The 25,906-nt window shown below is 37.6% G+C and carries 18 protein-coding genes; 4 read left to right on the top strand and 14 right to left on the bottom strand.

Features of this window, described 5'->3' with window-relative positions; translation table 11 throughout:
* Positions 1-67 precede the first annotated feature (67 nt).
* The 8 genes from RM368_RS15420 to RM368_RS15385 all read right to left on the bottom strand — a co-directional run bounded on the left by RM368_RS15420 (position 68) and on the right by RM368_RS15385 (position 14,121).
* Positions 68-3,073, bottom strand: a complete 3,006-nt coding sequence (locus RM368_RS15420; RefSeq protein ID WP_322694861.1) for a CHAT domain-containing protein — start codon at positions 3,071-3,073, stop codon at positions 68-70.
* 160 nt (positions 3,074-3,233) lie between these two features.
* Complete coding sequence (locus RM368_RS15415; protein WP_322694860.1) at positions 3,234-6,995, bottom strand: hypothetical protein; 3,762 nt, start codon at positions 6,993-6,995, stop codon at positions 3,234-3,236.
* Between the two features lie 342 nt (positions 6,996-7,337).
* On the bottom strand, positions 7,338-9,617 hold the full coding sequence (locus RM368_RS15410) for a caspase family protein (RefSeq protein ID WP_322694859.1): 2,280 nt from the start codon (positions 9,615-9,617) through the stop codon (positions 7,338-7,340).
* Positions 9,618-9,721: 104 nt separating this feature from the next.
* Positions 9,722-10,759 (bottom strand): DUF1822 family protein, encoded by a 1,038-nt coding sequence (locus tag RM368_RS15405; protein WP_322694858.1) that lies wholly within the window; start codon positions 10,757-10,759, stop codon positions 9,722-9,724.
* A 16-nt stretch (positions 10,760-10,775) separates the two neighbouring features.
* The gene (locus tag RM368_RS15400) at positions 10,776-11,468 is read right to left on the bottom strand and encodes a hypothetical protein (protein ID WP_322694857.1); all 693 of its coding nucleotides are present in this window, start codon (positions 11,466-11,468) and stop codon (positions 10,776-10,778) included.
* Positions 11,469-11,968: 500 nt separating this feature from the next.
* Complete coding sequence (locus tag RM368_RS15395) at positions 11,969-12,619, bottom strand: DUF4276 family protein (RefSeq protein WP_322694856.1); 651 nt, start codon at positions 12,617-12,619, stop codon at positions 11,969-11,971.
* Positions 12,616-13,704: an AAA family ATPase gene (locus tag RM368_RS15390; RefSeq protein WP_322694855.1), complete on the bottom strand. Its 1,089-nt coding sequence runs from the start codon at positions 13,702-13,704 to the stop codon at positions 12,616-12,618. Before RM368_RS15390 ends, RM368_RS15395 begins: the two co-directional genes overlap by 4 nt.
* A 255-nt stretch (positions 13,705-13,959) precedes the next feature.
* Positions 13,960-14,121: a hypothetical protein gene (locus tag RM368_RS15385; RefSeq protein WP_322694854.1), complete on the bottom strand. Its 162-nt coding sequence runs from the start codon at positions 14,119-14,121 to the stop codon at positions 13,960-13,962.
* Positions 14,122-14,459: 338 nt separating this feature from the next.
* Between RM368_RS15385 and RM368_RS15380 the strand changes: the two genes are divergently transcribed.
* A complete protein-coding gene (locus tag RM368_RS15380; RefSeq protein WP_322694853.1) occupies positions 14,460-15,428 on the top strand; it encodes a tyrosine-type recombinase/integrase in 969 nt (322 codons plus the stop codon).
* Positions 15,429-15,489: 61 nt separating this feature from the next.
* Here the strand turns inward: RM368_RS15380 and RM368_RS15375 are convergent, their stop codons facing one another.
* The 3 genes from RM368_RS15375 to RM368_RS15365 form a co-directional block, all read right to left on the bottom strand.
* Positions 15,490-15,705 (bottom strand): hypothetical protein, encoded by a 216-nt coding sequence (locus RM368_RS15375; protein WP_322694913.1) that lies wholly within the window; start codon positions 15,703-15,705, stop codon positions 15,490-15,492.
* Positions 15,706-15,832: 127 nt separating this feature from the next.
* Positions 15,833-16,351, bottom strand: a complete 519-nt coding sequence (locus RM368_RS15370; RefSeq protein ID WP_322694852.1) for a hypothetical protein — start codon at positions 16,349-16,351, stop codon at positions 15,833-15,835.
* 132 nt (positions 16,352-16,483) lie between these two features.
* Positions 16,484-16,648, bottom strand: a complete 165-nt coding sequence (locus RM368_RS15365; RefSeq protein ID WP_322694851.1) for a hypothetical protein — start codon at positions 16,646-16,648, stop codon at positions 16,484-16,486.
* A 491-nt stretch (positions 16,649-17,139) separates the two neighbouring features.
* Here RM368_RS15365 and RM368_RS15360 point away from each other — a divergent pair, with 491 nt between their 5' ends.
* Positions 17,140-17,637, top strand: coding sequence for a hypothetical protein (locus tag RM368_RS15360; protein WP_322694912.1), 498 nt, complete (start codon positions 17,140-17,142; stop codon positions 17,635-17,637).
* Between the two features lie 44 nt (positions 17,638-17,681).
* A complete protein-coding gene (locus RM368_RS15355) occupies positions 17,682-17,879 on the top strand; it encodes a hypothetical protein (protein ID WP_322694850.1) in 198 nt (65 codons plus the stop codon).
* A gap of 137 nt (positions 17,880-18,016) precedes the next feature.
* On the opposite strand, the gene RM368_RS15350 is transcribed toward RM368_RS15355, so the two are convergent.
* From RM368_RS15350 to RM368_RS15340, 3 genes are all read right to left on the bottom strand, one after another.
* Positions 18,017-18,562, bottom strand: coding sequence for a hypothetical protein (locus RM368_RS15350; protein ID WP_322694849.1), 546 nt, complete (start codon positions 18,560-18,562; stop codon positions 18,017-18,019).
* Positions 18,563-18,884: 322 nt separating this feature from the next.
* Positions 18,885-22,478: a hypothetical protein gene (locus tag RM368_RS15345; protein ID WP_416212234.1), complete on the bottom strand. Its 3,594-nt coding sequence runs from the start codon at positions 22,476-22,478 to the stop codon at positions 18,885-18,887.
* The gene (locus RM368_RS15340; protein WP_322694847.1) at positions 22,478-23,983 is read right to left on the bottom strand and encodes a toll/interleukin-1 receptor domain-containing protein; all 1,506 of its coding nucleotides are present in this window, start codon (positions 23,981-23,983) and stop codon (positions 22,478-22,480) included. The genes RM368_RS15345 and RM368_RS15340 overlap by 1 nt, the downstream gene beginning before the upstream one ends.
* Before the next feature lie 198 nt (positions 23,984-24,181).
* Between RM368_RS15340 and RM368_RS15335 the strand changes: the two genes are divergently transcribed.
* A partial coding sequence (locus RM368_RS15335) for a filamentous hemagglutinin N-terminal domain-containing protein (RefSeq protein WP_322694846.1) occupies positions 24,182-25,906 on the top strand: 1,725 nt, incomplete at its 3' end.

Below are 25,906 nucleotides of genomic sequence, written 5' to 3'. Positions count from 1 at the left end.
TGTCCCAAATAATAAAATAGACCTATCTTTTTCTATGTTCAGTCAGATACCAATTAGACAGCTAAGGTTAAATTCTCATCAAAGGACGGTAGTCCCCATACAAGTTAAACCCAGCCCAAAACAGAGGGTTAGCAGTTTCAGCGCTACAATTTGGCAAGCGACATTCGAGACAATCTAATTGTGTCCGACGCAAGGCTTCATCCCGCGGAAAGTTATCTAAGTAATTATAAAATCTCGCCATAAATGATACCGCAACATTATCGTCTATTTGCCACAGACATCCTAAAATACTTTGAGTCCCAGCTCGCCAGAGAGTTTCTGGTAAGCTGATAATCCAGCGTCTGGGAAGAATAAAGTGGTCTGCTGACCAACAGGAAGAGAGGGTTGCATGACGTAATTTGGTTAAATCGATTTCGGAGAGTTCCCTGAGACTGAGAATTTCCTGTTCTCGTGAGTCGGAAATCAATACCAATCCAGAACTATCGGGTTGATTTGGCTCAAAAGTTCCATGACAAGCTATGTGGAGTAAGCTTGCTTTGGATATGGTTTCTATAATTGCAGCTTTGTGAGCATCATTATTTTCTAACTGCAAATAGTTAATTTGATGAGAGTGTAACCATTCATTGATGTGCTGGAGTTCTGCTCTGACTCCACCTAAGCTAGAAAAGTTTTTATTACCCTTGGAAATACCAATAACAAGCGCTTGTTTTTTCAAGGGTATGGTTCGTTTAGGTTTGATTGGTTTATTTTTAGATTCATATGCGATCGCCAAAGCATAATGTTCGATTAAATACTTGCCTTTGTAAATAACAGAGGCAAAGGGGAATCCATGTAAAATGTCGTCAGGTACTATTGTTAATGCTTGAATATGTTTGGGTATGCCATCCAGTATTTTAGGCAGTTGTAAAATGTCTGCAAGGTTATCGGTAATTTTTTGCCCAACTGCGTTTGCGGATGTCATTTGTTGCTCGTAATCGTTATTACCAGCTAAATTAAAATCTCGACCATCATTAATTATATCGATGTTTTGATACCAGCGTTTAACGACATTACGTACTGCTAAACGGGTGGTGGAAATGACTTCAAAATCAAATAAAAATCGACTTGTTTTGACTATTAAAACACAATCGGGCAAAATCAGAAATGAAAGGGTGACTCGATTTTTGGGGTGAGTGAAGATACGCAGTAAAAGTGAACTTGGGGGTAGAAATTGCACTTGAGTGCGATCGCCTTTAATTGTGCGTTTGGCTAAAGCATCTTTATAGCGATCGATATGTTCAACTAAAGCATTTAGCTTTTGCATTAATTGTAAGTGTAGCCAAGGACGTAGGAAAAAATTACAGGACTTACGCAAGATGTGACCAAAAACCTTATTCTTCCGTAGTAATAATTCATGAATTATCTTTACTTTCGTTATCTTTTGCGTAAGTCCTGAATTAGTTGTGCTGAGTTTTCGTTGCAAGTCTTGTAGCTGGTTTATTTTTCCTTTAATATATTCCTCATCTGCTGTCCATTTGTTGAGCAGGTATGCAACCTGGTCAGAAGGAGACAGAGATTCAGTTAATTCGTCAAGCAAATTTTGAGTTTCTTGAGCCAGAATATCTCGCGAATTTTGAGAGTATTTTAACCTCGACCAACACCAACCTAAAATTATATTTACTTGCCATAATTCAGATTTCAAACCTAAATATTTGAGTCTGGGGCGTAACTCATCCAATATTAAACTTGCCATTTGAATACTTTGAAAGTCATTATTTTGAGTTCCTTGATAATAAGCTAGTATTCCCTCTAAGATTTGGATATTGACTTGAATTAATTTTGAGTCAGATAAACTAAAAGCTTCTTTAATAGCAGTAAAGATAATATTTGCTCTAGACAAATCAAAGCGGCTTAGTAACCAATGAAATAAGAGTACACGATATTCAAATAAAGCCAGATAATTTGATGATTGAAAAATAAAAAATTGTTTCTCTTGTTCGTTTAGAGAATTAAGAGTTTCATTTTGCTGTCTTTGGCGCATATACCACACAGAAAGACTGACTGGACTATCGCTCACCAAAGTTTGACCTCTAGCATCAGCTATTTGAAGTAACAAATGAATCCGTTTTGTAAATTCTGCTTCTCCTGCACTAGCTTGAGCATGGTCTAATGCACTTAGCAAATAAATTTTGGCTTGACTGATTTGATTTAAGGAAATTAATACTTGAGCGAGGTTAAGTGTTGCTTGTAAAATAGTATTTGGTAAACGAAGTCGATAAGCAATTAGTTCAACACGCTGAAATTTCTCAAGTGCTTGTCCAAATTGTCCGCGAAGTAAATTAAGTTTGGCAGAAAGTTCTAGCCAACGAACTAAAGCTTCTGGTTGTTGCTCATCATCAAACTCAATTATGAGACTGTCTAAATGAGCTTGAGTTGTTTCTAGTTCTCCTTTTTCTAAATAAGCACTGACAATGGTAAATTTTATCGGTAAAGCATTTAAGCGAGCCAGCAAGAGAGTACTTTCTCCAGTATAGAATAAGCCTCGCTTTAAAGTAATTAAAGCATTATTATATTGACCATTAGCACATAACAATCTGCCCATTGCAAGGTATAATTGTGCAAATAAAATGGTTTGATCGTCTCTATTAACTTGTTTCCATTTACAAGTTGTTTCCCAATATTCTAATCCAGATGCAGAAATATCAATACTTTCAATATTGCCTATTTCGGGAGTAAGCGATCGCACTAAGATATCAGCTTGATGTAAAGAGCCTCTATCTAGTACCAAGTTGATGCGCTTGAGCAAGGTAAAGTAAGCTAGAGGGTAATTTTGAGCTTGATGATATAGAGTAATTAACCCATGAAGTAAATCATCAGCTACTTGGAAATGACCAAACAGTACTGCAAGGTCAGCAAATGATTGAATTACTATTGTATCTGAAGCAGTAAAAGCTGAAGTTTTAGATAAACGTTGAAAGAGAATGTTTGCATAAATATCATAAGCGTTTAAAAAATTACCTCGCATCCGCTCATTTTCTGCTGTGAGGTATGCAGCTTGAATATTATCAAAAGAATTAAAATCTAGATTAAGCATTAAATTTAAGTTATTGATTATGAATTGTATCCAAAAGTAAGTATTTATACAAAATCATCATTATTGAAAAAAGCATTTAAAAAGCATTTAGATAAGGAAATGTTGGTGTCACAAATTAATTATCTAAATGCTTTCCTTTATTCCGCTAAAACTCTATATACTAAGCTGCGTCCGACGACACAAACATGAAGTATACTTTAGTACCAGGATCAGATTTTTTCCCACATTGATCGTCTTGCTGTTTTTCCTCTTGTTGAGTTACTTGTTTATTTTTAGCATTACATTCTTCTGTTATTGTATTAGGTTTCCAGAACAAACCTGGATGTAGCTTATACTGTCGATCGGGAGTATTAGATAATGAATTTGTTTCTTCAACAAACCCAAGATTTTTTAAACTAATATCTCCAATATCACCATCTTGTAACTGGTAAACTTTTGTCTTACTAGGAATCAATGAAACACTTGACTCTATCGGTTGATTCCAGTCTATATTGTTAAAACCTGGATGGTCTTGGATATATATCAAAGCATCATCTTTTTTAATCCCCTTAAATTGGCTCGTAGGCTTGGGATTATTCAGTAAGATATTAATCTCATCGTACAAAATCTTTTTACTTTGTAGAGCATCTAATTGTGAGCCATCAAATTTGCTGTATATAGCATTGAGTCTATCGCGTTTTACAGCTACTATCGCTTTCCGGAACATTAAATCGGGTTGCTTACCGTAAATGTTGATTAAGTCATCTATTTGCTGTGCAGCTTTAGCCGTTTTATTGTTAACAATTAGGTCATCTATGTAGTTGAGCTTTTTGGGTAAATCTTTCAGATGTTTGGCGTTGACAGTTGTTTTTAGAGGGATTACATCTGCTTGAGATGATTTTATTGTCTTGAGATTTTTCTGATTTAATTGTTTGACCTGATTATCATCTAACCAAGCTAAGAAGTAGCTGCGTTCTCCTCCATAACTGGGCGAACCGGGACCACCTGGGTTTCCAGTACCACCTGAATTACCAATAGTATTGAGAGGCTTTTTAGGGTCTGGCGCACTTGCTACATGGGAATTCCAGCCAGGAGGAATATTAGGAGGACTACCACCTCCATCTTCTGCTAAACGTAGCCAACTTTTGGAATCTGTGGTTTTAACATAATAAACAGAATCATCTTGTAAAATTGAATCGACCATTGGATGCGAAACTAAAAAGTCTTGTGTTTTTTGCCTTGACATACTTAGTTCTAATACCAGAGAATTTCCCATATCTATATCACGACTCTTCCAACCAACAGTAAAACCGTTTTCTGTTTTGTTTGCGTTTAAACTTCCAAAATTGGTTTGATCTGCTGTTATGTCAATATTAATGCTGTCATCTGTGCGGGAAACTTTACGCGTAATAGAGTCTACATTTTCTAGCTCAATGTCTGGACTATGGAATCTTAATCCTTTTTCTGGATTTATTGTAGTTGATGGTTGAGATTTATCAAATCTAAGTACATATTTTGTCCCGTCTTTATAGCTTCCTGTTTTCGCTAAGTCTTCTGCATTTGGAAAGCTTCTGAAAGTAAGAGTATTATCCTCTAAAATTACGCTATTATAGTCTATGTTTGGACGCTGGCTCAACTTACTGATATCATCAGCATTTTTTGGTAGAGAATGATGTTTACTGACTAAATCTTCAGACGCTAATGAAACTCCGCCATATTTATAACGTTTATTCCCAAATCTTTCATGCTCTTTTGAGAACAGTACAGGCATTGTCTCTGTGTCGAAGCCTTTTTGTTCCCCAGGCTTAAAAAAGCATATAGGATTAGGATGTCTAATTTCAGATTGCTTGTTGCAGGTTTTTTCATCCCATTTTTTAAATTTAAGTTGCTCCTTATTGGCTTTCACCCAGTCAGGAAACCAATATGTATCCTCAAACTGGACATTTTCTAAAAATCCTAAAATATTTCCTCTATTTGATTCATTTAGCCAGCTAATGACGAGACTCCACTTCATTATTTCGTTGAGCTTTTCATATTGTGGCTCATAGCGGGCTATTTCCTCATAATTTCCATTCCACCAGTTGATAAAAATTGCATCAACAACTGTAGGAGGCTCTTCTTTTTTAGATTTTGAAGAGTCTAAAAAATCTGAAGAGTCTGAAGAACGAGAAGATACCTTGGTTGCTTTACGCGCAAAGATTATGTTATCTCGATTTACTTTCTGGAATCCTTTGTCATCTGGCTCAAACCATGTTCTAGTACTCGATTTTTTCTGCAACTCTTTTTTATATATTGGCGAGACAGTTATATCGATTTTAGGCTGAAATCCTTCGATATATTCTTGGGGAGTAGATCCAGCATAGTCAAATCCCCAAAGTTTAGCTAACAAGTCTGTATAAAACAGAGTCATGCCAACTTCTGTTCCTTTTAAATCACCAATATAATTTGCATATTGGAAAAGTTGCGATCTTGGTGTATTCAAAAAATCATCAATTTTTTTCAGTCTATTTTCAATTTTTTGATAAAATTTCTCCTTTAATTTATTAATTTTTAAAGCTTTAAATTCTTGCTCTTTTTGTTGTGCTTTAGTCTCCCATACTTGTTTGAGTTGTTCATCTGATTTACCTAATTGTAGTTCTTTTTCAATTTCTACTTGTAACTGTTGATAAAACCGTTCCTTTTCTTCTTTAAGTTCTTTCTCTAATTGAGCCAAATAAGGTTTTTCTTTCTCGAATTCAGCTTTATACAATTCGCCCTTAAGAGCATCATAATTTTTTTCGGATTCTAAATAGGTTTTGATTTTTTTGACTATTCTTTCATAAGATTCTGTATTTGTTTGTAACAGATCCTGCTCTACTTCTTGAATATCCTTATTGGAAATTAAAGGTTTACCATTCAAAAGAATTGATTGTATTTCTGGCTTGGCTTCCTTGAAACTCTTCAAAAGACTTTGATAGTTCACACCCCAATCTAAAGAAAATCCACTTCCATTCGGTATATTTCTTTTTTCTAGTTCTCTCTGGAACCTTTTATTTAGTTCCTCTGGTGAATCTGATGAGTCTACCGAATCTAAGTTGAGTAATTCTTTTGTTATGACATCTACTTCTTTTGGTTTCTGTGTCAGATCAGACCAAGTTTTTTCAATATCTTCACGTCTTTTTTTCTCTGATTTCCAGATAACCGCAACATCTTCTACTCTAATATTTTGATAAGAATGACCAAATATTTTTCGTCCACCAATAGTCACATTAGAACCATTGACACGAGCAAAAGTAATATCATCGACTTTTTGCATGAAATTTTCAAAGTCTTTGAGATTCGTAATGGTCGTTTCATGATAACCATACTTTTCATCAGTAAATAACTTGTGAGCATCGATTTTTTCTGTACGACTTAGCAAAGCATATTGCTTATTTACATCTATGTCGTAGTCAAATACTTGCATTACATTGGGAATTTCCCCAACATTTTGACGGTGCTTATCCGCAATATGAGTTAAAAAATCAATACGTTCTTCTTTTGTTATCTCTCTTGGAACTTGTTTGTCATTCTCCTTTATCTTTTTAGGTATTAATGCTGCAACAGTCCCATTTCCAACATACAGTGAACGAGTATCCCCATACTCGAAGTTTGAAACTGGTGTCATGTAACCATTACGAATTGGGGAAAAATCATATAAACTTTTGTTGATTGTATTTGCTTCAAAATCGCGATCGGATACAACTGTGAAAAGTAACCAATCCAGAAACTGACCTTTTTGTTCTTTTGTGTTCAGTCGCTTAAAGCTATCATCATCGGGACGAAAGTCAATAACTTTTTGTTGATTTAATGGAAAGTCGTTGAAAGCAATTGCTTTAGGTAATTGAGAAAAATAAAAATAAAAGATAATAGACAAAGCAACTGCCATTACTATAGATACGAATCTAACAACTTTGTTTCTCATGAATATCTATCTCCTTAGTGATAAGTATTAAATGATTTATATCTTTCTTGATTTTGCTTTGCTGAAATAGTCAGAAAATTGAATTGTTGTTATCCAGTGGAAAACATTAGTACCTCTTGAATTATTTACTATGCTTATAATGGAAAAATAAACTGATAGGTAATAAGAGTCAGCCGAAATTATCTAGGTCTAGTACCTCGGAAATATATTACAAAAATTAAGTATTCCATTTGTTCATCTAAAGGAACTTCGTTGTACAAATATTATGTTGCTCCAAATATTTATTCGCATGTAGAATATTTAATCTTGATAGAAGCTTTATGCAATTTTTATGAAAAAACATTAATATATTTTATTTTTTGTAATGCTAACTGGTTCATCAAAATATAGTAAGTATTCTGATGCCTTTTGTTTATCTTGTTTTCCTCTCTGAATTATTATCCAACTTCCAATTCCAAATAACGTCAAAATAAAAACAACAGAAATAGCTACCATCAATTGCGAAGACTTGAATTTCCTCGAATCAGTGGATATATCATTTGTCGGCGGCGATTGTGAACTTTGATTGCAGATTTGACTGTCAGGAATTTGTAAATTAATATGTCTGGGTATTGTAGTAACAATCAAAATTTCATTAGTTGCCCAATCATCCAATATTTGAGGCTGTTCGGGTTCATCTGGATAAGGTGCGATCGCACGCTTTTGCATTTGTTGAATCAGACAATCGCCTTCTCCAACATTATTAGAGCTAGCAGAACGTATATTGAGGTTTTCAATCTTATCTTGTACTAATAAATTACCATCAAACTCACTCGTACTCAAAATCAATTTCAGAATATCTTTATATTCCCTAACTCCACGTCGCTGAAAATTTCCTGGGATAGATATCGGGATATATTCCCCTTCTAAAACCCATATTTCTTGTCCCGGTTCCAGCCAAATTCCAGTACAACCCCCAGTAAAAGGAATTACTTTTATGGCAAAAAGTTCCGTTAAGTTTAGTAAAACACAGTAAAGTTTTATATGACTTGTATTAATTAATTTAACTTGTATTGCCGGAGGTTGTAATCTCCCATCTGTGATTTGATATGTCAAAGAAAGTTGATAATTTTGAGTTTCAAAAGTTTCTACATGTTGGGGATAAAACTCTATTTTTACCGCATTAGCTGGAATCAAACTATTTGCAGGACTAGTAATAGAAGCAATATTTCTCCACCGTGCAATATGTTCTAAAATATAAATTGTTCGGAATGCACTCTCCAGAGTAAAACCAGAAATCGGAAATATTAACTGACGATTATCGCTAGCATGAATAATCTGATATTCATCATTGATAGCTTTGAGGTGAAAATCAGCTTCTTGGGAATTATCTACTTCACAAATATAAAGCGAAGCATTTTCACCAAAACTAGCTGTTTGCACAGCTTGATGTGCAAAACTAACTCCAGACGTATCCCCTGTAATATAAACCTTTAAAGAAGATAGTGGCAGATAAGTAATCGCTGCTTTATAAATTAACTCTGGGTTTAATTCTTCTCTTTCCCCAGATATATTAATTATGCTTGATTGGGGGAAAACTTTTATAATTTCAGCCACGGCGATTGCATTTGTTAATTGACTAATATCTTCTAAACCTATGGGGAAAATTGCTAATATTGTCTTTTGATTTCCGTGAGGAGAGAGAATACCATGAACAGCACCAACGTCAATAATCCAACCATTACTTCCGTTATACATAACAGTAAAGTAAGTTTGTCTTCTAGTAATTGTCCCACCTAAAAAAGGTTGGTCTAAATAGCTAGTGCTTGTCGTTAAAATTTGTGGTGATTGATTTGCATAAAAACTCTGCACTAAAATATTAGAGCGTTTCAATAAATCGCGATAACTTAAATTACTATTTCTTTGTATACTATCAAGTAAAAAGTAGGAGAAAATTCCTCTTTGTTGGTATTGATGTTCTCTAGCTAACTCATTATCTCGACAAGCTGCTAGTAATATATATTCCCCTCTAGGTAAAGAAAATCTATTAGACGCAGAAAGTAAACTATTTCTTTCTTCATTTGAAAATATAAAGCTGGAAAATGGTCTTTCTTGCAATTCTGTATTAACTGTGCGTATACCTGTATATTCAACCAAAGATACATGATTTTGGTTTCGCGTTCCTCCACCAGAATGACAACAATCCAAAATCACAACAAAATGAGGATGATTTTGAGAAACCTCTGCAATTAATTTCGCAAGTTCTTTATCAGCCAAATCCCAAATACCATCTGTACGACTATCCCAACAAACCAAAGTTTCATTCAAATGGTCTGGTTCTAAATGCCAAAATTCCTTACCAGCATATTCCTGAGAACCATGTGCGCTAAAGTAAAATAATGCTACATCATTATTTCTAGCTTGACACAAATGTTCGCGGAAACCATCAATAATTGCTTGACGAGTTGCTTGTTCGTCAATCAGTTTTTTAATATGTAATTTTTCCCCATTCGTTGCTAAATGCCTTTTTAAAAATTCATCTAGCGCAGTGACATCATTCACGCAACCTCTTAAGGGAGGAATCATAGAAGATTTATAATTATTAATCCCAACTGCTAAAACATAAATATTCCGAACCATCATCTTATCTCCGTTTATCAGTCTTACATCAAAACTAATTTGTTTGTATTGGTAATATTGGCACAGACATTATTGCCAGATGTGAAATATTAAAGTTAATAACTTAACTAAATAATAAAATGTTCGATGATATTATCTTCTCCCAGGCTAATTTTTAAACTAAACTTATCTCCCAGATTTCCCTTGAATCTAAGTTGTAACCAGTTACTTGCTTTGGATTGTTTTTCAAGTTGAGGAATTGATTTATCTGACTCATCTAGTAATGCTATCTTGATCCCATCTAGTAAAAATATTGATTCACTAGCGGGATAAAGTCGTAGAACAATCTCAACTTCATCTTGACTGACTCGTGTTTGACGCAGTATTAGCAAAACTCGTTCTGAGGAATGTTGTAGATATATAAATTTTGCAGCACCAGATTCTCTTTTTTCTATTTCATTGGCAGAAGAAATATCTTGGGAAATAGCTAAATCTTTCGCAGATGCTAATTCTGCTTCCCATCCATCATCTAATAACCCTTCAAACCATTTGCTTAATTTCACTATTCCTGCGCTGATTTGATTAACAGCAACTTCTTCAACCATATCAACTTTATTAGTTGATATTTCTGAAACTAATTCTACTGGTGGTAATTTGTGTAGGTAAATCAAGAAATCTCGCAGAGAATTTAATTTAGTTAAAGGTAATCTCTCATTTTCAACAGATTCGACAAAGCCTAATATTCTTGCTTGTCTATTACCTTCATCAATTTCTACCACCATATAACCAATACGTTCTGATAAAACTTCAGATGGTATTTCGCAAAACTCTTCTTTTGGAAGTACGGGACGACATTCTAGTAAACCGTTATCTTTAATAAACAAACTAGCTGTATTCATTAAAGATGACATAATATTATCTAAACCATGACTTTTGCTTGCTTCTGTTTTTATACCTACACACTGACAGTAAAAGTCAACAGCCAATATCGCTAAAGTATTGAGATAAACTGCACGCGATTTTTGTTTATTTTGTTGTTGCTGACTGAAATTTTCAGCAATTTGAAACATTTTGCCATCAATGGGTATTATAAAAGCCAAATGATTAGAATTCATTACTGTTTCTCCTGACTTGTTTTGCAATCTATTCAGATCAATAATTTTCATTATTGACCTAATTAACTTAATCCCATAAGTATTTTCGGAAATAAGGTTCAAATTCTTTACAACAGCGACTATAAAATGAGTGAATAGAACCATGAGTTCTTTCAGAATTTAACTCTTGATTAATTTCTTTCCATGATTTGTTTTCATACTTTTTGAGCAAAATAGCTTGGAAGCTTGCTTTGGGGTTTTTGTTAAACAACTTGCCTGCTAATAATCCTTCTGGGTCTTCTTTAATAAATTCCATCAATTTTTCAGATGGAAGAGGATTCATATTAGGAGGTTGGTAACTTTCAATAATATCTACTTGATATTCATCTCCATCTTGATTTTCTGTTTCATATTTATATCTAACTTTTTCATCCCAATTCAGCCAATGAAAAACATTATTTTTGCGTTTATTGAATAAAAACATCACCCAAGCCATCACTGGTTTATTAGAGTTATATTTCTTTATATTTTGAAATATATACATCATAATATTTTGCAGTGTTTCTTCATAAATATATTCTGATAAACCAATATTGCTTGGTTTTGGTAACTCAATTTTTATTCGCTCCATTAATAGAGTCATTAGTTCTGTCAGCGCCATTTGTTTGTCTAACAATGCTTGTTGTCTTACTTCAAAACTAAGCGAATTATCCTCAGCTTGTATCCCTGCTTGTTGAGCTTTTACAGCTAGTTCTTCTAGAGAAGAAAAAGATTTCCCCATAGCAAAATACTCCTGCGTGCGTTCCTGTTATCTCTGTTTCTGTATATTTGGCTATTCTTGTAATCACTGTTTACAAAAATTTGCATAAGGAGTGGGTTTTTAGCGATCGCTAATCATGAGATGCTCGAAACAGAAGAACCTTTTCTCCTCCTCTTTCGCGCTCCCATATCACTCTCCATAACAAGAGTGAGTTTTTATGCATTTTCCGTAAAATTATTTTTTATTGAAAAATACTCTACTAGATAGATGCATTAATGTAAAATCGCCCAAAATTAGCGGTGCTAATCTGGGTAAGGAAAGTAAACTGAGATTTTTTCTCACGAACAAGTTGCAACAATCGCAACGGTTAGAGAACGCTGCTGAGGAGTCTTCAGGGTAAATTGGTATTGAGCCTAGAGGCACAATTTTCACGTCGCGCATCTCGGCTCAATACCAACAAACAGCGATCGCCTTCTTTGTACTGAGCTTGTCGTCACTTCGATATAGGCTATAAAATCCAGTCAGCTTGGAATTATATTTTCCAGGCGCAACAACCATTGGTGAAAATGCCGACATTCCTGGCGTATTGTATCCAGTCCGATATCGATCGCCAGCAGGGAACCATGTAGTGCTTTGTCGTAGCCATTGCAACAATTACGAATTCGTTTTGATGGTGCTGTTAGTGGGCGATCGTTAATATGCTCAGGAGAAGGAAAGGCGTTACGTTCGGCTTGTAAAATACTGACCACACTATCATCGAACCACAAAGCAAACGCTTGTGGCTGACTGTACAGCAGCCCTTCAAATTCATGCACCAGCAAATTCGGGATAAAATTCTTGTAACCAATATCCTTGCCCATCTCCCGTTCTAGATATTCAGCCTTATAAAATGGGTCGCTAGTTTTAGGTATGGAATTACTTCCTGGGAAATCATTAGGCAAGGCGTACATATCAAACATTGTAGTGACGAAAGCCGTTTTATCCTCCAGACACTTACGATTTAACTGCGGCTTGATTTTGGCATAACTCACCACCCCACCCTTCCCAGTGGAACTGGTTTTTACGAGAATCGGATTTAGGTAGATATTTTTCGACAAAAAATACCCGTAGAGCAGTTCCCTAACGAAAGTTTCCTCAGTTTGCCCTTCCACGAAAACATTGACCCGGATCATCGTGCAGGTCTCCCGCCCAGGAGGTTCTTGTGCCAAAGCTCACCCAAGCTATAATCCGATAGCCATGCCTCCAACTCATGCTGATTTAGCCTCCGAAGGTAAGAATTCCCTTCATTGCGGTCTACGACAATCACATCGTTGGCCTCAAACTCGTTGAGCAGTTCGACGGATTGAGTAGAAACAATTACTTGTTTGGAGACAGTACGGATCAACGAAGCCAGTACCGTAATAGCATAGGGATGAAGTCCTAGTTCTGGCTCATCAACTAAAATTGTTTCCGGTTGGAGGTCTTCAGGTTGCAGAAAAACCGTTGTTAAACACATAAAACGTAGCGTGCCATCCGAAAGCAAGTGTGCCTTGAACGGAATATCCTGCCCCCGCTCGAACCATTCCAACTCAATTACCTCTTTGTTTTGTGGAGCAGGACGCAGGTAAAAGTCCCCAAAAAACGGAGCAACAAGTCGAATAGTTTTGACGATTCTTTGATAGGAGGCTGGGTAGCTGTCGCGCAATAGATACAGAAAGGATGCAAGGTTACGTGCATCAGGACGCAGGTAAGCATTGTCATTGATACCCTGCGGCTGTTTGATGTAGGCGCTGTCACTTGTGTCATGAAAATGATAAACTCGCCACTGTTGCATAGCTGACAAAACGTACTCATCAATTCCCGTTCCTGTGCCGGTCAAAGCCTTTGTCTCGAAATGACCCCTACCTATTTCATACTCACCACTCCTGTTCCACCAGAAGGATTCCCTAGCGAACATCAAGCGATTATCCTGGGTTGGTTCAAGGGTAGCGAAGTATCCATTATTGCCGAAGTATAACTGAAACTCTAATTGTTCCGTTGTTTTCCGCCCAAAATGCAATAAGGCATCAGGACTGCCCTGGCGACTAACAAAAACTTGCAGGTTCTCCTCCAGCAACTGCCCAACCATGCGGAAGAAGCCGATAAAGTTGGATTTACCCGCCCCATTAGCGCCAATCAAAATGTTCACTCTGGAGAGTTCAAGGTCACACTTGGCGATAGACTTGAAGCCTTTTAAAACTATTCTCGACAGTTGTTTGTCACGGTTCGTCCCCGTCATAGAACAGTCTCCCAATATACAGGCTTTTTATCTGTTGGTTTCATTTTATTTGGTAATTGGAGTCATGGGAGCAACGCGAAAAAGTGAGATCGGGGTTTAATTCTCAGTTACATAGCTAGATTCTCAATAAAAACAGGTATTTCACCGCGATCGCACTATTAAACAGGTGATTTATACCCATAATTTTTAGCACGTCACAAAATCGCGTTGCTCCCCATGAACAATATATAAGTGTAAATATGACTAAGGTAGGTTTCAGTCCCCTTGCGGGGTAATAGGCTTTGGAAACTGCTCAATCTGAAACTTAATCAGAGCAAGCTTCCTGGGAAGTTCTATGCTTGTCATGTATGTCATTTGCTGTTCAGCCTCAAAACGTTCCAACCAAGCACCGTCATAGTCGGCTCGTACTTCACTCACAGGTTGTCTTACCTCTACTAGCTCACATCTTACCAGGAATCACAAAATTTACTTAATGTTATGGGTTTTTACATAGGAGTTAAAGTATTTGCGAATATCAGAAACACCTAGTAAGGAATGATCACTGAGTTGAAGCTGTTAGAGCCAAACTCAATCAATCGCTTAAGGGTGGATTGCAAAGCATAGATGATCTTAGAGATAGTCAAATAATCGCACCAGAATGACTTTTTTTGGGACAGTTAGATCGAGTTTGGGGCAACGAGGTAAAAAAACTAGGCGAGAGGTGACAAATTGGGGTATAAGGTTACGTAAAGAACTATTATCGTCACCTAGTTTTTATGTCCGGTCGCATCCTGAAAGTCAATAATAATACTTTGCCTTCCGTGCTGGATTGGTGGACTCAGCCGGATGTGTTGGCGATGTTGTTGTCAGAGAAGCGTAGTGAGTCCACGCGTCAAGCTTATGATCGGGACATTAAAGATTTTTTTACCAAGATGTTTGGGGTGGAATCGACGGCGGAATGGGTAGTGCGATTTTTGGCACTGCCGGGGGCGCAAGCACTCTTGTGGGTGGTCAAGTACAAAGCCAAGATGATTGAGCAGAGGTTATCGGAGGCCACGGTTAACCGGCGGTTGTCAGCTCTACGGGCGCTGGTGCATAAGGGTAGGGTGTTGGGGGTTTGTGGTTACACCTTGGAGGATATTAAGGGTGAAACTGTCATTAAATACCGAGATACCAGTGGTGTTACTCCCCAGGAATTTAAGCAGATACTTTTGACTTGCGATCCAACGACGGCGAAGGGGGTCAGGGATTATGCTTTGCTGCGCTTGCTTTGGGATAATGCGCTGCGGCGGGGGGAGATTGCGAAGTTAAAGATGGGGGATTTTGACCGTCAAAATAGCAAACTGCTGATTTTGGGTAAGGGAAGGGGTAGTCAACGGGAGACGATTGATTTGACTCCCAAGACTAGGGATGCAATTTGTTATTGGTTGGCGTTTCGGGGGTTGGCATCAACTAAGGATGCGTTGTTTGTGGCGTTGGATCTGAATACGCCGGGGCATCCTTTGACGGATACGGGGATTGCCAAGATGGTAAGAACGCGGGCGAAAAAGGCGAATATTAGTAAGCCGTTAAGTCCGCACCGCATTCGGCACAGTTCGATTACGGCGGCGTTGGATGCGGGGCAGAGTGTGCGGGAGGTGCAAAAGCTGAGTCGGCACACCAAGTTGGAGACGTTAATGATTTATGACGATAATCGACAGCAGCACCAGTTGAAGGTGAGTAGCGTGCTGGCGGATTTGGTTTGATGGTATCTAGTTGCTCTCTCCGAACTAAGTTGATTAGTTCCAATTATTGTTTGTCATTACTTCATATATTAGTAACTATCTGATTTTCTGACGGATGTTTGTAATGAGGCTGATTAATCGAGGGACATAAGTAGTCAAAAGAATTATCAGTATGTTCTAATTGCATATTCTGAGGTGCATTTAAAGCAATGACTACATCGTCGGGAGCATCCCAATTTTGCAAAAATAAAGGAAGAAAACCTAATACTTTTTCTGTTTTGTTCCTCCTGTTAATCATTTACACCAGCAATAATTGCCAACGCATTAGCATACTGTTCCAAATCTTTTCTCAGTGATTCCAGTTCTTACCTTAATTGTGCTTCCAATCTCCATGTTGTTTATTGTTTAGGTCTTTACACATAAAGCTATCTATCTACAATTAAAAGTGGTACTTTGGCAACTTCTGATAAGATTTCCGCATATTCCACTAAAATATGCCTAACTTGATTTATTTCGGTTCTTAATTCTTGATTTCTCTCCCACAATTTTTCATGTTCAACTGGCGACATTTCTTTAGGCTTTTTACTTTCATAATCTAATAGTAAAGGATGCCATTTCGCTAAAACAGGGCGTAAAACTGTGTTGAGAACTGCTATTGCTAAATAACCAAAAGATATTGGGCTTTCATTTTTAGAACGAGCGATGGAAGCACCATATTTTTTCAATATTTCTCTAGTATTGGCGAAAACTGAATAAAGAGAAGACAAGGCTTCTCGCAGCAAACCTTCATCAGGTTTTAGCTCTACAATAGATATACGTGTTATTAATTCCACATAAAGTTCCCAAGCTGCTTTCTCATCGTTTTCATCAGGTTGCCAGGAACCTTCTATTTCGCCTATAAAAGGTAGCTTAATTTTAACCTTGATCTCTTTACTAACAGGCATAATATTTTACTCTTTTGTTTATTTATCGTTGATTCTAGCCATTGCCCAATTACCTCTGCCACAACTTGGCTCATCATTAACCCTCGTAGGGCGCAAGCTGCATGAAATCGCTTCTTTTGGCTAGGTTCTCTTTTAGGCAAAGTTTGTCTTAGCGTAACTTTCTGTACGCTTGCTACCAGAACGCCATAAACAGATAATCTGATACTGACGGCTTTGTATTCCATCACTAGCTGGACGGTAACGTTGTTCTAATTCTTCAAGATTTAGATGCGTGGCTACACGAATTCGTTTTGGCATTACTCATCTTTGCACTCACTACTTTTATCGTAAGCGATTATCCGGATATGATATTACCTCTTCAATCAACTGGCTGGAATAAAACTAGGGTGATTAAACGATCTCAACAAATAAGGCAGCTTTTACACCAAAAGCTTGGAAGAACATTCTCCACTGCTACTATTGCACTGTTGCTAGCATTTTTATCTGAATTAAAACCAGTAGAGCCAGCACTAGCTCAAACTCCAGCATCCAATCCTCAAAGTGAGCTTACCAAGGAAATTAAAGCACTGGCTCGTAGTGATGCTGAAAATGATATTCCTAGACGAACTAATTTGATTCTTGATTTGTATAAAAATAATGCAGTAAGTTTAACTGCTCCTGCAATCAGGGGAATTTATGACGATGCTTATACTGAGCAAGTCAAGCGCGAAAATGATATTCGCAGGAACATTTGGATTGGCATCATCACTGTTCTAGTTCTTTTGGGACTACTTTTAGTTATTTCTGTAATCAAAAAGAAAACTTTCAAAATTAAAACAGCATCAGTAAGTCTTCCATTCGGCTTAGGGCAAGTTGAATTACAGACAGACGAAACAGCAAGAAGGGCTGCATGGGCACTTTATGTTGAGTTGACGACACGCATCGCTACTCAACAGCTTGAAGCTGATGAGGGACTAATGAGAGAAGCACTGAATTCTCTGTACAGTTTGTTTTCAACTACGCGCCAAATTTTGAGGGAAGCTGGACCTAATGTTGGCGCTTCGCCCGATTCAGTTGGAGGGGTTGCTATTGAGGTACTCAATAAAGGCTTACGCCCCTTCCTCTCTGAGTGGCATCCTGCACTTCTAGCATGGGAGGCACAACGATCCCAAAATGAAAGTCCTAAAGAACATGAAAAGAGGTGGAATAGGGAACCTCAACTACGCAGCGAGTTGAAGAATTTAAGCAAAGAACTCGAAAAGTATACAAATGTTTTGGGAAAAATTGTTGGTATTAATAAGAAGTAGCGTGTGTCTGCAAACTCAAAACTAAGTTTAATCAAAGGATCGATGTGGAAACAATTTTACCAAGGCAAATTATTCAAGAAGAGATTCAAAAAGTAATTCCACGAATCAAAGCTGCTGCTTTCTTTATTGGTAAATATGGATTAGGAAGATGGCAGAAAGTAGAATTAAGAAGTTTGTATACTCAGTGTGTTGAGGGGCGGGAGATAATACTCCCCCTCGACCTAACTCAATACCAAAAATAAGTAGGTAGGCACAATTAAACCGAACTACATAAACTTATGTAAAGCACCAGAAACGCTTTGAATATAAGCTTTTAAGCGATTTACATTTATTAATCTAGTTGTGTTTTTTAGCGCCCACCTACTTATCTCAAGCTTATCTAATTCGAGGCCTTTGATTTTGATGGCAGGCACGAGGAGCTAGGGTTTTTTAATTTAAAATTACTCGATGATGGATTATTTAGTATACTCTTAACTTCGTTCTTACACTCTGTATTTTGTATACTTTCAAACCTCTTAAAAGCACTCATAAGGTGTTCTTTTCCCTTCTTTCTATTTCCATTTGGAGCTTTATATTCATTTAAAGCGCGTTGGTAATATCTTTTTCCTTCTTCCTCTTCTTTGGGACCACGAACACGTTGTAATTCACAAAACCAGTAGTCAGGAGCAAATATTATCGCTATTTTTCGGCTCTCAATTGCTTCTGAGAGTTTTCCTTGTTCAAAATAGTCACTACTTTGAAAATAGTGTTTAAAGCTATTATCTATATCAGTTTCTCCTGATTGAGAAAAGCATTCATTGCTTGATTGGTTTGTATCTGTTTGCGATAATTCAGCCCTAGATTTTATAGGTAGTAAAGCCAGTGTATTAAAAGTTGTTATAGCTAAACAAGATAAACAATTAAAATACATTGATCTATTGTTCATTAGAGAAACCCTATGTTTATTGAACAGCAATTTAGTCGGCAATCAAATTTACAAATATTTCATTGCGATTCTAACGTAGTAGAATGATTCAATGACAGGGAGTTTTAACAATCAATAAATGTTTCGTTACATAGCTAGATTTATTTGTGCCTATCTGAGTTGAAAAAGCAGGGTGCAGGGAGATTAAATTAATTTTTCATATATTAGGGCGACCGCCGGGATACCTGCAAATTGGGACACGTTGTAAATAAATATTGCAGAGAATGCCTTGTTGATTTACTAATTTGGATGCTCGTCTCACATTTTTTTAGGTAATTAGCTCTTATTTATTACAAAGATAACTGTATTGTTCAATATCAGTTTGAATTAAATAATCATGGATTTTGTTGCAGCCTTTAACAAGTAAGTCATCTAGTGACAAATACCATATAATCACTTTCTTATCACTGCCTGCTGAAGCTAAAAGTTTGTTATCTGGGCTAAAAACAACACTGTAAGCAGTGCTTGTATGTCCCTCAAAGCTATTAATAAGCTTTCCGTTACGGTCCCATAGCTTTGTAGTGTTATCATCTGAACCGACTGAGGCAATCATCTGTCCATCATGGTTAAAACTTAAGTCCCAAACATCTTTATCCTCTATTGCTGGGGAACTGAGATTTATGCCATCTTTATTCCAAAGTCTTATGGGTTCACCACTATCAAATGAGGCAATTATTGCTCCATCAGGGCTAACATTTATACTACGTATGCTTCCAGTTACTGGAAGACTCTTTTGGAAAATTCCTTCACGATTCCAAATCTTGATAGTTTTCTCATGGGCTGAAACAATCCTCTGTCCATCTAGGCTAAAACTTACTCTAACAACTGCACCGTCGTTTCCCTCCAAAGTTTTGAGAAGATTACCATCTCGATTCCAAAGTATAATTTTACCATCATCACTAGCTGAAGCAAGTATGTTGCCATCAGGGCTAAAGCTGACATGACGAACTGCATCTGTATGTTTATCAAGGGTTTTAAGTAAATTTCCCTCACTATCCCAAAGTCTAACAGTCTTATCTTCACTAGCTGAGGCAATTCTTTGACCATCAGGGCTAAACTTGACACTATAAACCGGATTACTATGGCCATTTAGTGTTTTAAGTTCTTTACCATCACGGCTCCAAAGTTTAACTGTGTTGTCAGTACTAGCCGAAGCAATTTTCTGCCCATCAGGACTAAAGCTAACTTCATTCACAGTGTCTGTATGCTTGTCAAGGATAGTTAGCGCTTCTTTACCATCACGGCTCCAAAATTTGACGGTTTGATCGTAACTTGCCGAAGCAAGTGTTTTATCATCAGGACTAAACCTTACACTGGAAACATCATCATGATGACCTCTAATATTTTCAATCGGCTCAAAAGTTAAAGTTTTAGTGTTCCAGTTCCAAATTATAACCCTACCATCGAGATCGGCTGAAGCAAGTGATTGTCCATCATGACTTAAATTCAGTGTCAAGATTGTGCTATTGTGTCCTTCTAGAGGTTTTCCTTGTTGTTTTCCGTCTCGACGACTCCAAAGCTTTATTTGGTCTCCACTAGCTGACGCTATTAATTGCAGTTTTGGGTTGAATGATATATCTGCAATCTTATTAGTATCTTCCCAAGTCGCAATTTCTTTACCATCAATTCTCCAATTTTTGATGGTTTTATCGTCGCTTCCTGAAGCTATTGTGTTGTTATCTAAAAACTTTACACTATTTACCAATGCAGTATGCAGATTAGGAAAAATTTTAATCAGTCTTCCATTTCGTTCCCAAAGTGTAATTCTACGTCCAGAAGCTGAAACAAATCTCTTTCCATCCGGACTAAAGTCAACACTTGTAACTGAATCTTCCTGCTTTGGAAGCTCCATAATAGGATGAGTTTTGTGTATGCTCCAAAGTTTTATAGTTTTCTCGTCATCTCCAGAAACAAGAACTTCTCCATCTGGACTAAAAGCCAAACTTTTAACAAGACTCTTGTTATCCATTTCGTTGAAAAAACGACCATCCCGTTCCCAAAGTTTAATAGTTTTATCTTCACTGCCAGATGCCAGTAATTTCCCATCTTTACTAAATGATAAACAAGTAACCCAACCTGTATGTTTTTTTAATATATTGCGTTCATTTACTTTATAAACCATTTCTCTAAGTACAGCTAACACTTGCGATTTTGTTTTTGAATCTATCGCCTGAGAATACCACTGTTTCAGTTCCCTACCTGCCTTCAAACTCTCTATTAATGCATCAGGCTGCTGGTCTGAAGCAAAATAAGCTTCTGAGGATGAACTAAGGGCATTTAACTGACCTTTTTTGGTTTCTCGCCAAAGGAAGAAAAGAAAAATGCAAGCAAGCGTAACAACCGCAGTTAACCCAAATGCCAACCTAATTTTTATATGCTGCTGACGCTTTTCCTCTGCTTTCTTTTTCTCATCTTCTATTTTGCTATCTTTTAAAAATTGCATCACAGCTTTAAAGTCAGTAGCGTCTCCAGATTTATCAGCATACATTGCTGCCCAAGCTTCATCAGGGTTATATTTCTCGCACCAATCTAAAGCAACTTCTAGTCGGCGAATGTTTAGTAAACCGCCTTTTTTACGCTCTTTTAACTTCCAGTCTTCCACTAATCGATGATAATCTTCAGCTTTATCTGCTTCTTCATCGCTCCATTTTTGCAACTTTTTCCAAAGTCGTATCAAGCTTTCATGAGAAATATCAATCACATCCTTAAAATTTATTTCTCCGGTATATGGCGTTAAAAACGAGCGACCTTCACTGCGGAACTGGTCAACAATCTGGATAACATCCTCTTCGCTTACTTTGGCAATATCACAAATTCTTTCTAATTTAGTGGGACGACGAATATACTTACCATCTTCTTTTAAAGTTAAACATTTAAAGAGCGTTTCAGCAATTTGTTTTTGATGAAGAGATAGTTCGTTATAAATTTCGTCTCCATGTTGGGATAATGCCTCGCGCATACTACCAATATTTATGTAATGCTTGAGGTCTATAAATTTATCATGGCTTGTGGACTCATCCTGCATCCAATTATTCCAAGTTCGCATTAAAGCGTGCTGCAAAATAGGTAGTTGATCGGGGTTGTCACCCACATCATTTAGTAAACGGTTGAGCAGTTGCGTTGTAATGTTTGCTCCTCCAACTCTCGCAGATGCCACCGCGATAGGACTCAGAATAGCTTCTCGTAGCTGGTCGCGAGTCATGCGAGGAACCAAATAGTGACTTTTATTAATTTCTTCAGCCAACCCCTCAAATTGATAACATTCTCCTAAATAATCAGATCGCATTGTCAGCAGAATGTATATAGGAGGTTGCTTTCTTTTTATTGCTTCAAGAAGGAGTTTGACAAAAGCTGCTGACTCATCTGCTGCATTTGTATCTTTATGTGTAACTTTATATCGAAATATTTCTTCAAACTGATCGATAACAACTAACAAGTTAACGTCGGTAGGTAGTTCAGCATACTCAACAGCCTCGATTAAACCTAAACGACCGCGCCTCAACATAGTTTCGGTGAAGAGAATTGAAAACTGCTTGCTCGTCGAATATTCTCCTAGCTCATTACCAAGAACATCATGCTTATTGAGTACGTTTGCTAATGTATTAATTGGAGCATTGCCGGGACGAACGACAGCTACCCGCCATCTTGAACCTGCCCCAACCATACCTCCACCATAGAGTTCAGGCAGAAGCCCTGCTTTCACAAGAGATGACTTTCCGCTTCCTGACACCCCAAAAACTGCAATAAATCGATGCTCTTGTAGTTTTTGGAGCAGTTCTTCTATCTGGAATTCCCGCCCAAAGAATAAATAGCTTTCCTCCGTTTCAAAGGAGCGTAGTCCGGGAAAGGGATTAAAGGAGGTGCCAGCGCTAACCATTAAACGATCCTATCTATAAATGCGGCAACGTCATCTGATGAAACTACCTCAAAACCTGAAATGACCAAGGAAACATAATCAGTTTGATAATCCCTCTTCAAGCTTAGTAAAGGCTCACTCAAGCAAAGAGCCGCATTTGGGATCGGAGACGAACGAGATCCATGCACTTTGAGTAGCTCTCTAAGCTTTGCTGTTACCCAGCTTTCTTCAGCATTTCCCCAGTAGATGATTAAAGAATCACATGATTTCAAATACTCCTTGTGAGTTCGTCTAAGTTGAAAATCATTATCAGAGCCGTTTCTTGGCAATGGGGACTCTATGACTTGAAATCTTTGCTGTTGCTTAAGATCATCTCTAATCGCACTAACAGCATCAATATCGGTCTTATCGTAGACTAAATAAACCTGCCGCTGATTAGATCCTGAAATATTTATTGATTGGAAGTTATTTATATTCGTTGATTTTAACCTTTGATAAATTTCAGTTTCCCACTCTTCCAGTAAATTCGTTTCTATTACGTAAGCTTCTTTATGTAAAAATTTAACAAATTGTTTTTGACGTTCATCCTTTATTTCTAAGCCCTCTTTCATGAAGATTAAGCAAGAGAATTCTTTAGAATTTTGGCTACATTGATTTGCCAATCTACCTTGAATTTCCATAACTGAACGTTCATTACCTTCAGGTATAATACCATACGAAATACCAACTAAATGTATTGAGAGGATACACTGGTCTAAATAAGTGTTGATAGTTTTCTCAATACTACTATCATTAGGCAATAGTTTATCTATCTTTGGAAATACTTGATAGCCACTTTGTTCAAGTTTATAGCGAAGAAGTTCTCGTTCTTCGTTAAGGTCAGAGGTTGTCTCTGCTAAATATAAACATCTTGTCTTGTGATGAGAATTACTTGGCGAAGTTGGAGTGCCATCATTGTTTTCTATGGTGTAGCAAAGTTCTTTAATATCACGAGCTAACTTATCTATATTTTGATAAAAAAGGTTGCTATCATTACCACCGAATTCGGGTCTAAATTGTCTTGGATATCTGCGTTCTCTTTCCTGTTCATCATAAAAATGATACCCCAAAGACTTCTGTAAAATTTCTGGCTGCTGTTCGTGAAGAGGTATATTATTTATAAGCGCTTTAAATAACCGCATTTTTTCACCAATATAGAGCCTTTGACCTAAGTGTTGATGAAATAACCTAACCTCCATCATACAATATGCTGAGTTCATGTAGTTGTGTGATACTACACAAACCATAAACTCAGAACTTCTTACTCGCGTTTCAAGAGCTTCATCTAATACCGCATGAGCTTCTAAATACCTCTCATCTCGCCAACACTTTAGTTTTCCACCACCTTTAAGGCGCATCTTAACGTATTCGTTCAAAGTTTTATCAAAACGTGTCACCCATCCGCTATTTTGGGGTTCATTATCATCACGGCAGTAGCTAATAAAAACAAATCTCTCATGGTTTGTAGAAACGTCATTTGTAATCATAATGATACTCAGCTTTAAATACAGTTATGTATCGGCACTAATCAGCTTTTGGTACTCTTACTGCTTAGTTTTAAGAGAATTTTAGTATAAAATTTTTTTTGCTTAGGGCGATGAGTAGTGAAAAATTCATAGATATATAGATAGAGGTACATTATTTATAATAGAATTTACTGAGTATTTTATCTCAGCGTGATAAAAATGCAACTGTTTCAAAATAAATATAAGTATTTGTTCGTACTAGGAGTATTGTCTTCAATAGCAGTCTCAGTACCGTCAAAGGCTCAATCTATACTTCCAGACACTGACGGTACAGGTACTATCATTACTCCCAACAGTAATCGCTTAGACATCGGTGGTGGACAGCTTTCTAGAGATGGTGCAAATCTCTTTCACAGTTTCATCCAACTAAACTTAAGCCAAGGCGAAATTGCTAATTTTCTTTCCAACCCCCAAATTCAAAACATCTTGGGAAGGATTACAGGTGGGGATGTCTCAGTAATTAATGGGTTACTTCAAGTCAGTGGTGGTAATTCTAACCTCTTCCTGATGAACCCTGTGGGGTTTGTGTTTGGCACCAACGCCAGCCTGAATCTACCAGGTAGTTTTACTGCAACAACAGCAAACAGTATTGGCTTTGGCTCAAATTGGTTTAATGCCACTGGTCTTAACGACTACTCGTCCCTAGTAAGTAATCCTGGTACATTTGCCTTCACAATGTCACAACCTGGCGGTATCATCAATGCAGGCGACCTGTCGGTGACACAGGGACAAAATTTAACTTTAATTGGCGGCACTGTAATTAGTACCGGGCAGCTTTCAGCACCCCAAGGACAAATTATGGTGTCCGCAGTTCCAGGTGGAAACTGGGTGCGTATCAGCCCGCCGGGGCAGGTGGTAAGTCTGGAAATTCGTCCACCTTCAGCTACTGGAAGTCAACCAAATACTTGGACTATTCCAATAGCCTCTCTCCCCGAACTGTTGACTGGTAAAGGTGGGCAATACGTTAGCGGTGTGAGCGTTAATAGCAACGGTGAGGTAAACCTGGCAGGGTCAAATCTGCCTGTAGAAGCTGGAGATGTAATAGCAAAGCAGGTGACAACCCAAACAGCTACACTGTCAGCCAACCGTAACCTAACTTTAATAGAGAGCCAACTTAATACCACTGGAGACTTAAATTTACTAGCTGGGAACACCGTGCAAGTGCGCGATCGCATCGCCAATCCTTTCATTGCCCACTCTCAAGGGAACCTCTACATCCAAGGCAATCAGGGCATAGATATCTTGGCACTAAACCATCCAGGAACCCCCTTTCAAAGTGGTGGAAACCTCAGCTTGGTCAGTGATGGTGTTGTTTCAGGTGATTCTCACTTTGCTAGTAAGGGTAATTTTTCAATCCTTAATTTATCGGGTCAACCGGGAAATTTTGTCAGTCTCTACGACCCCATTATTAGTTCTAATGGAGATGTTTCTTTTGGTGATTACACTGGGGTAGCCCTCAAGGTAGAAGCAGTAGGAAGTATTAGCGCTGGAAATATCACTATCACGGGTCCGGATACGTCACTTACTGGCTCAGATTCGGATATTTCAACTTTGACTAGTAGCCGAGCCTTAATCCTACAGGCTGGCTTGAATACACTAGCAAACCCTGCCAACGTGCCTCAGTCCCAGCAGGGAACCTCCTTTACCTCTCCTGGCGGACCGTCATCTCCAGCCAGTATCACAGCAAGAGATATCAAGACTTCTGCTTCCAGTGAAGAAAATGTAGAGGGTGGCTCGGTTATTTTGAGCGCTCCTGGTGATATAAGTGCAGATTCAATTGATAGTTCCTCTTCGCGAAGAAACGGAGGAACGATTTCCATAAATTCTAACTCAGGCACTATTGACACTAGTTCGATAAATAGCTCCTCTGGAACAGGCAATGGT

Source organism: Nostoc sp. DedSLP03 (assembly GCF_034530815.1).
Taxonomy (GTDB): Bacteria; Cyanobacteriota; Cyanobacteriia; order Cyanobacteriales; family Nostocaceae; genus Nostoc.
This window is presented reverse-complemented; position numbering and strand designations above follow the sequence as displayed.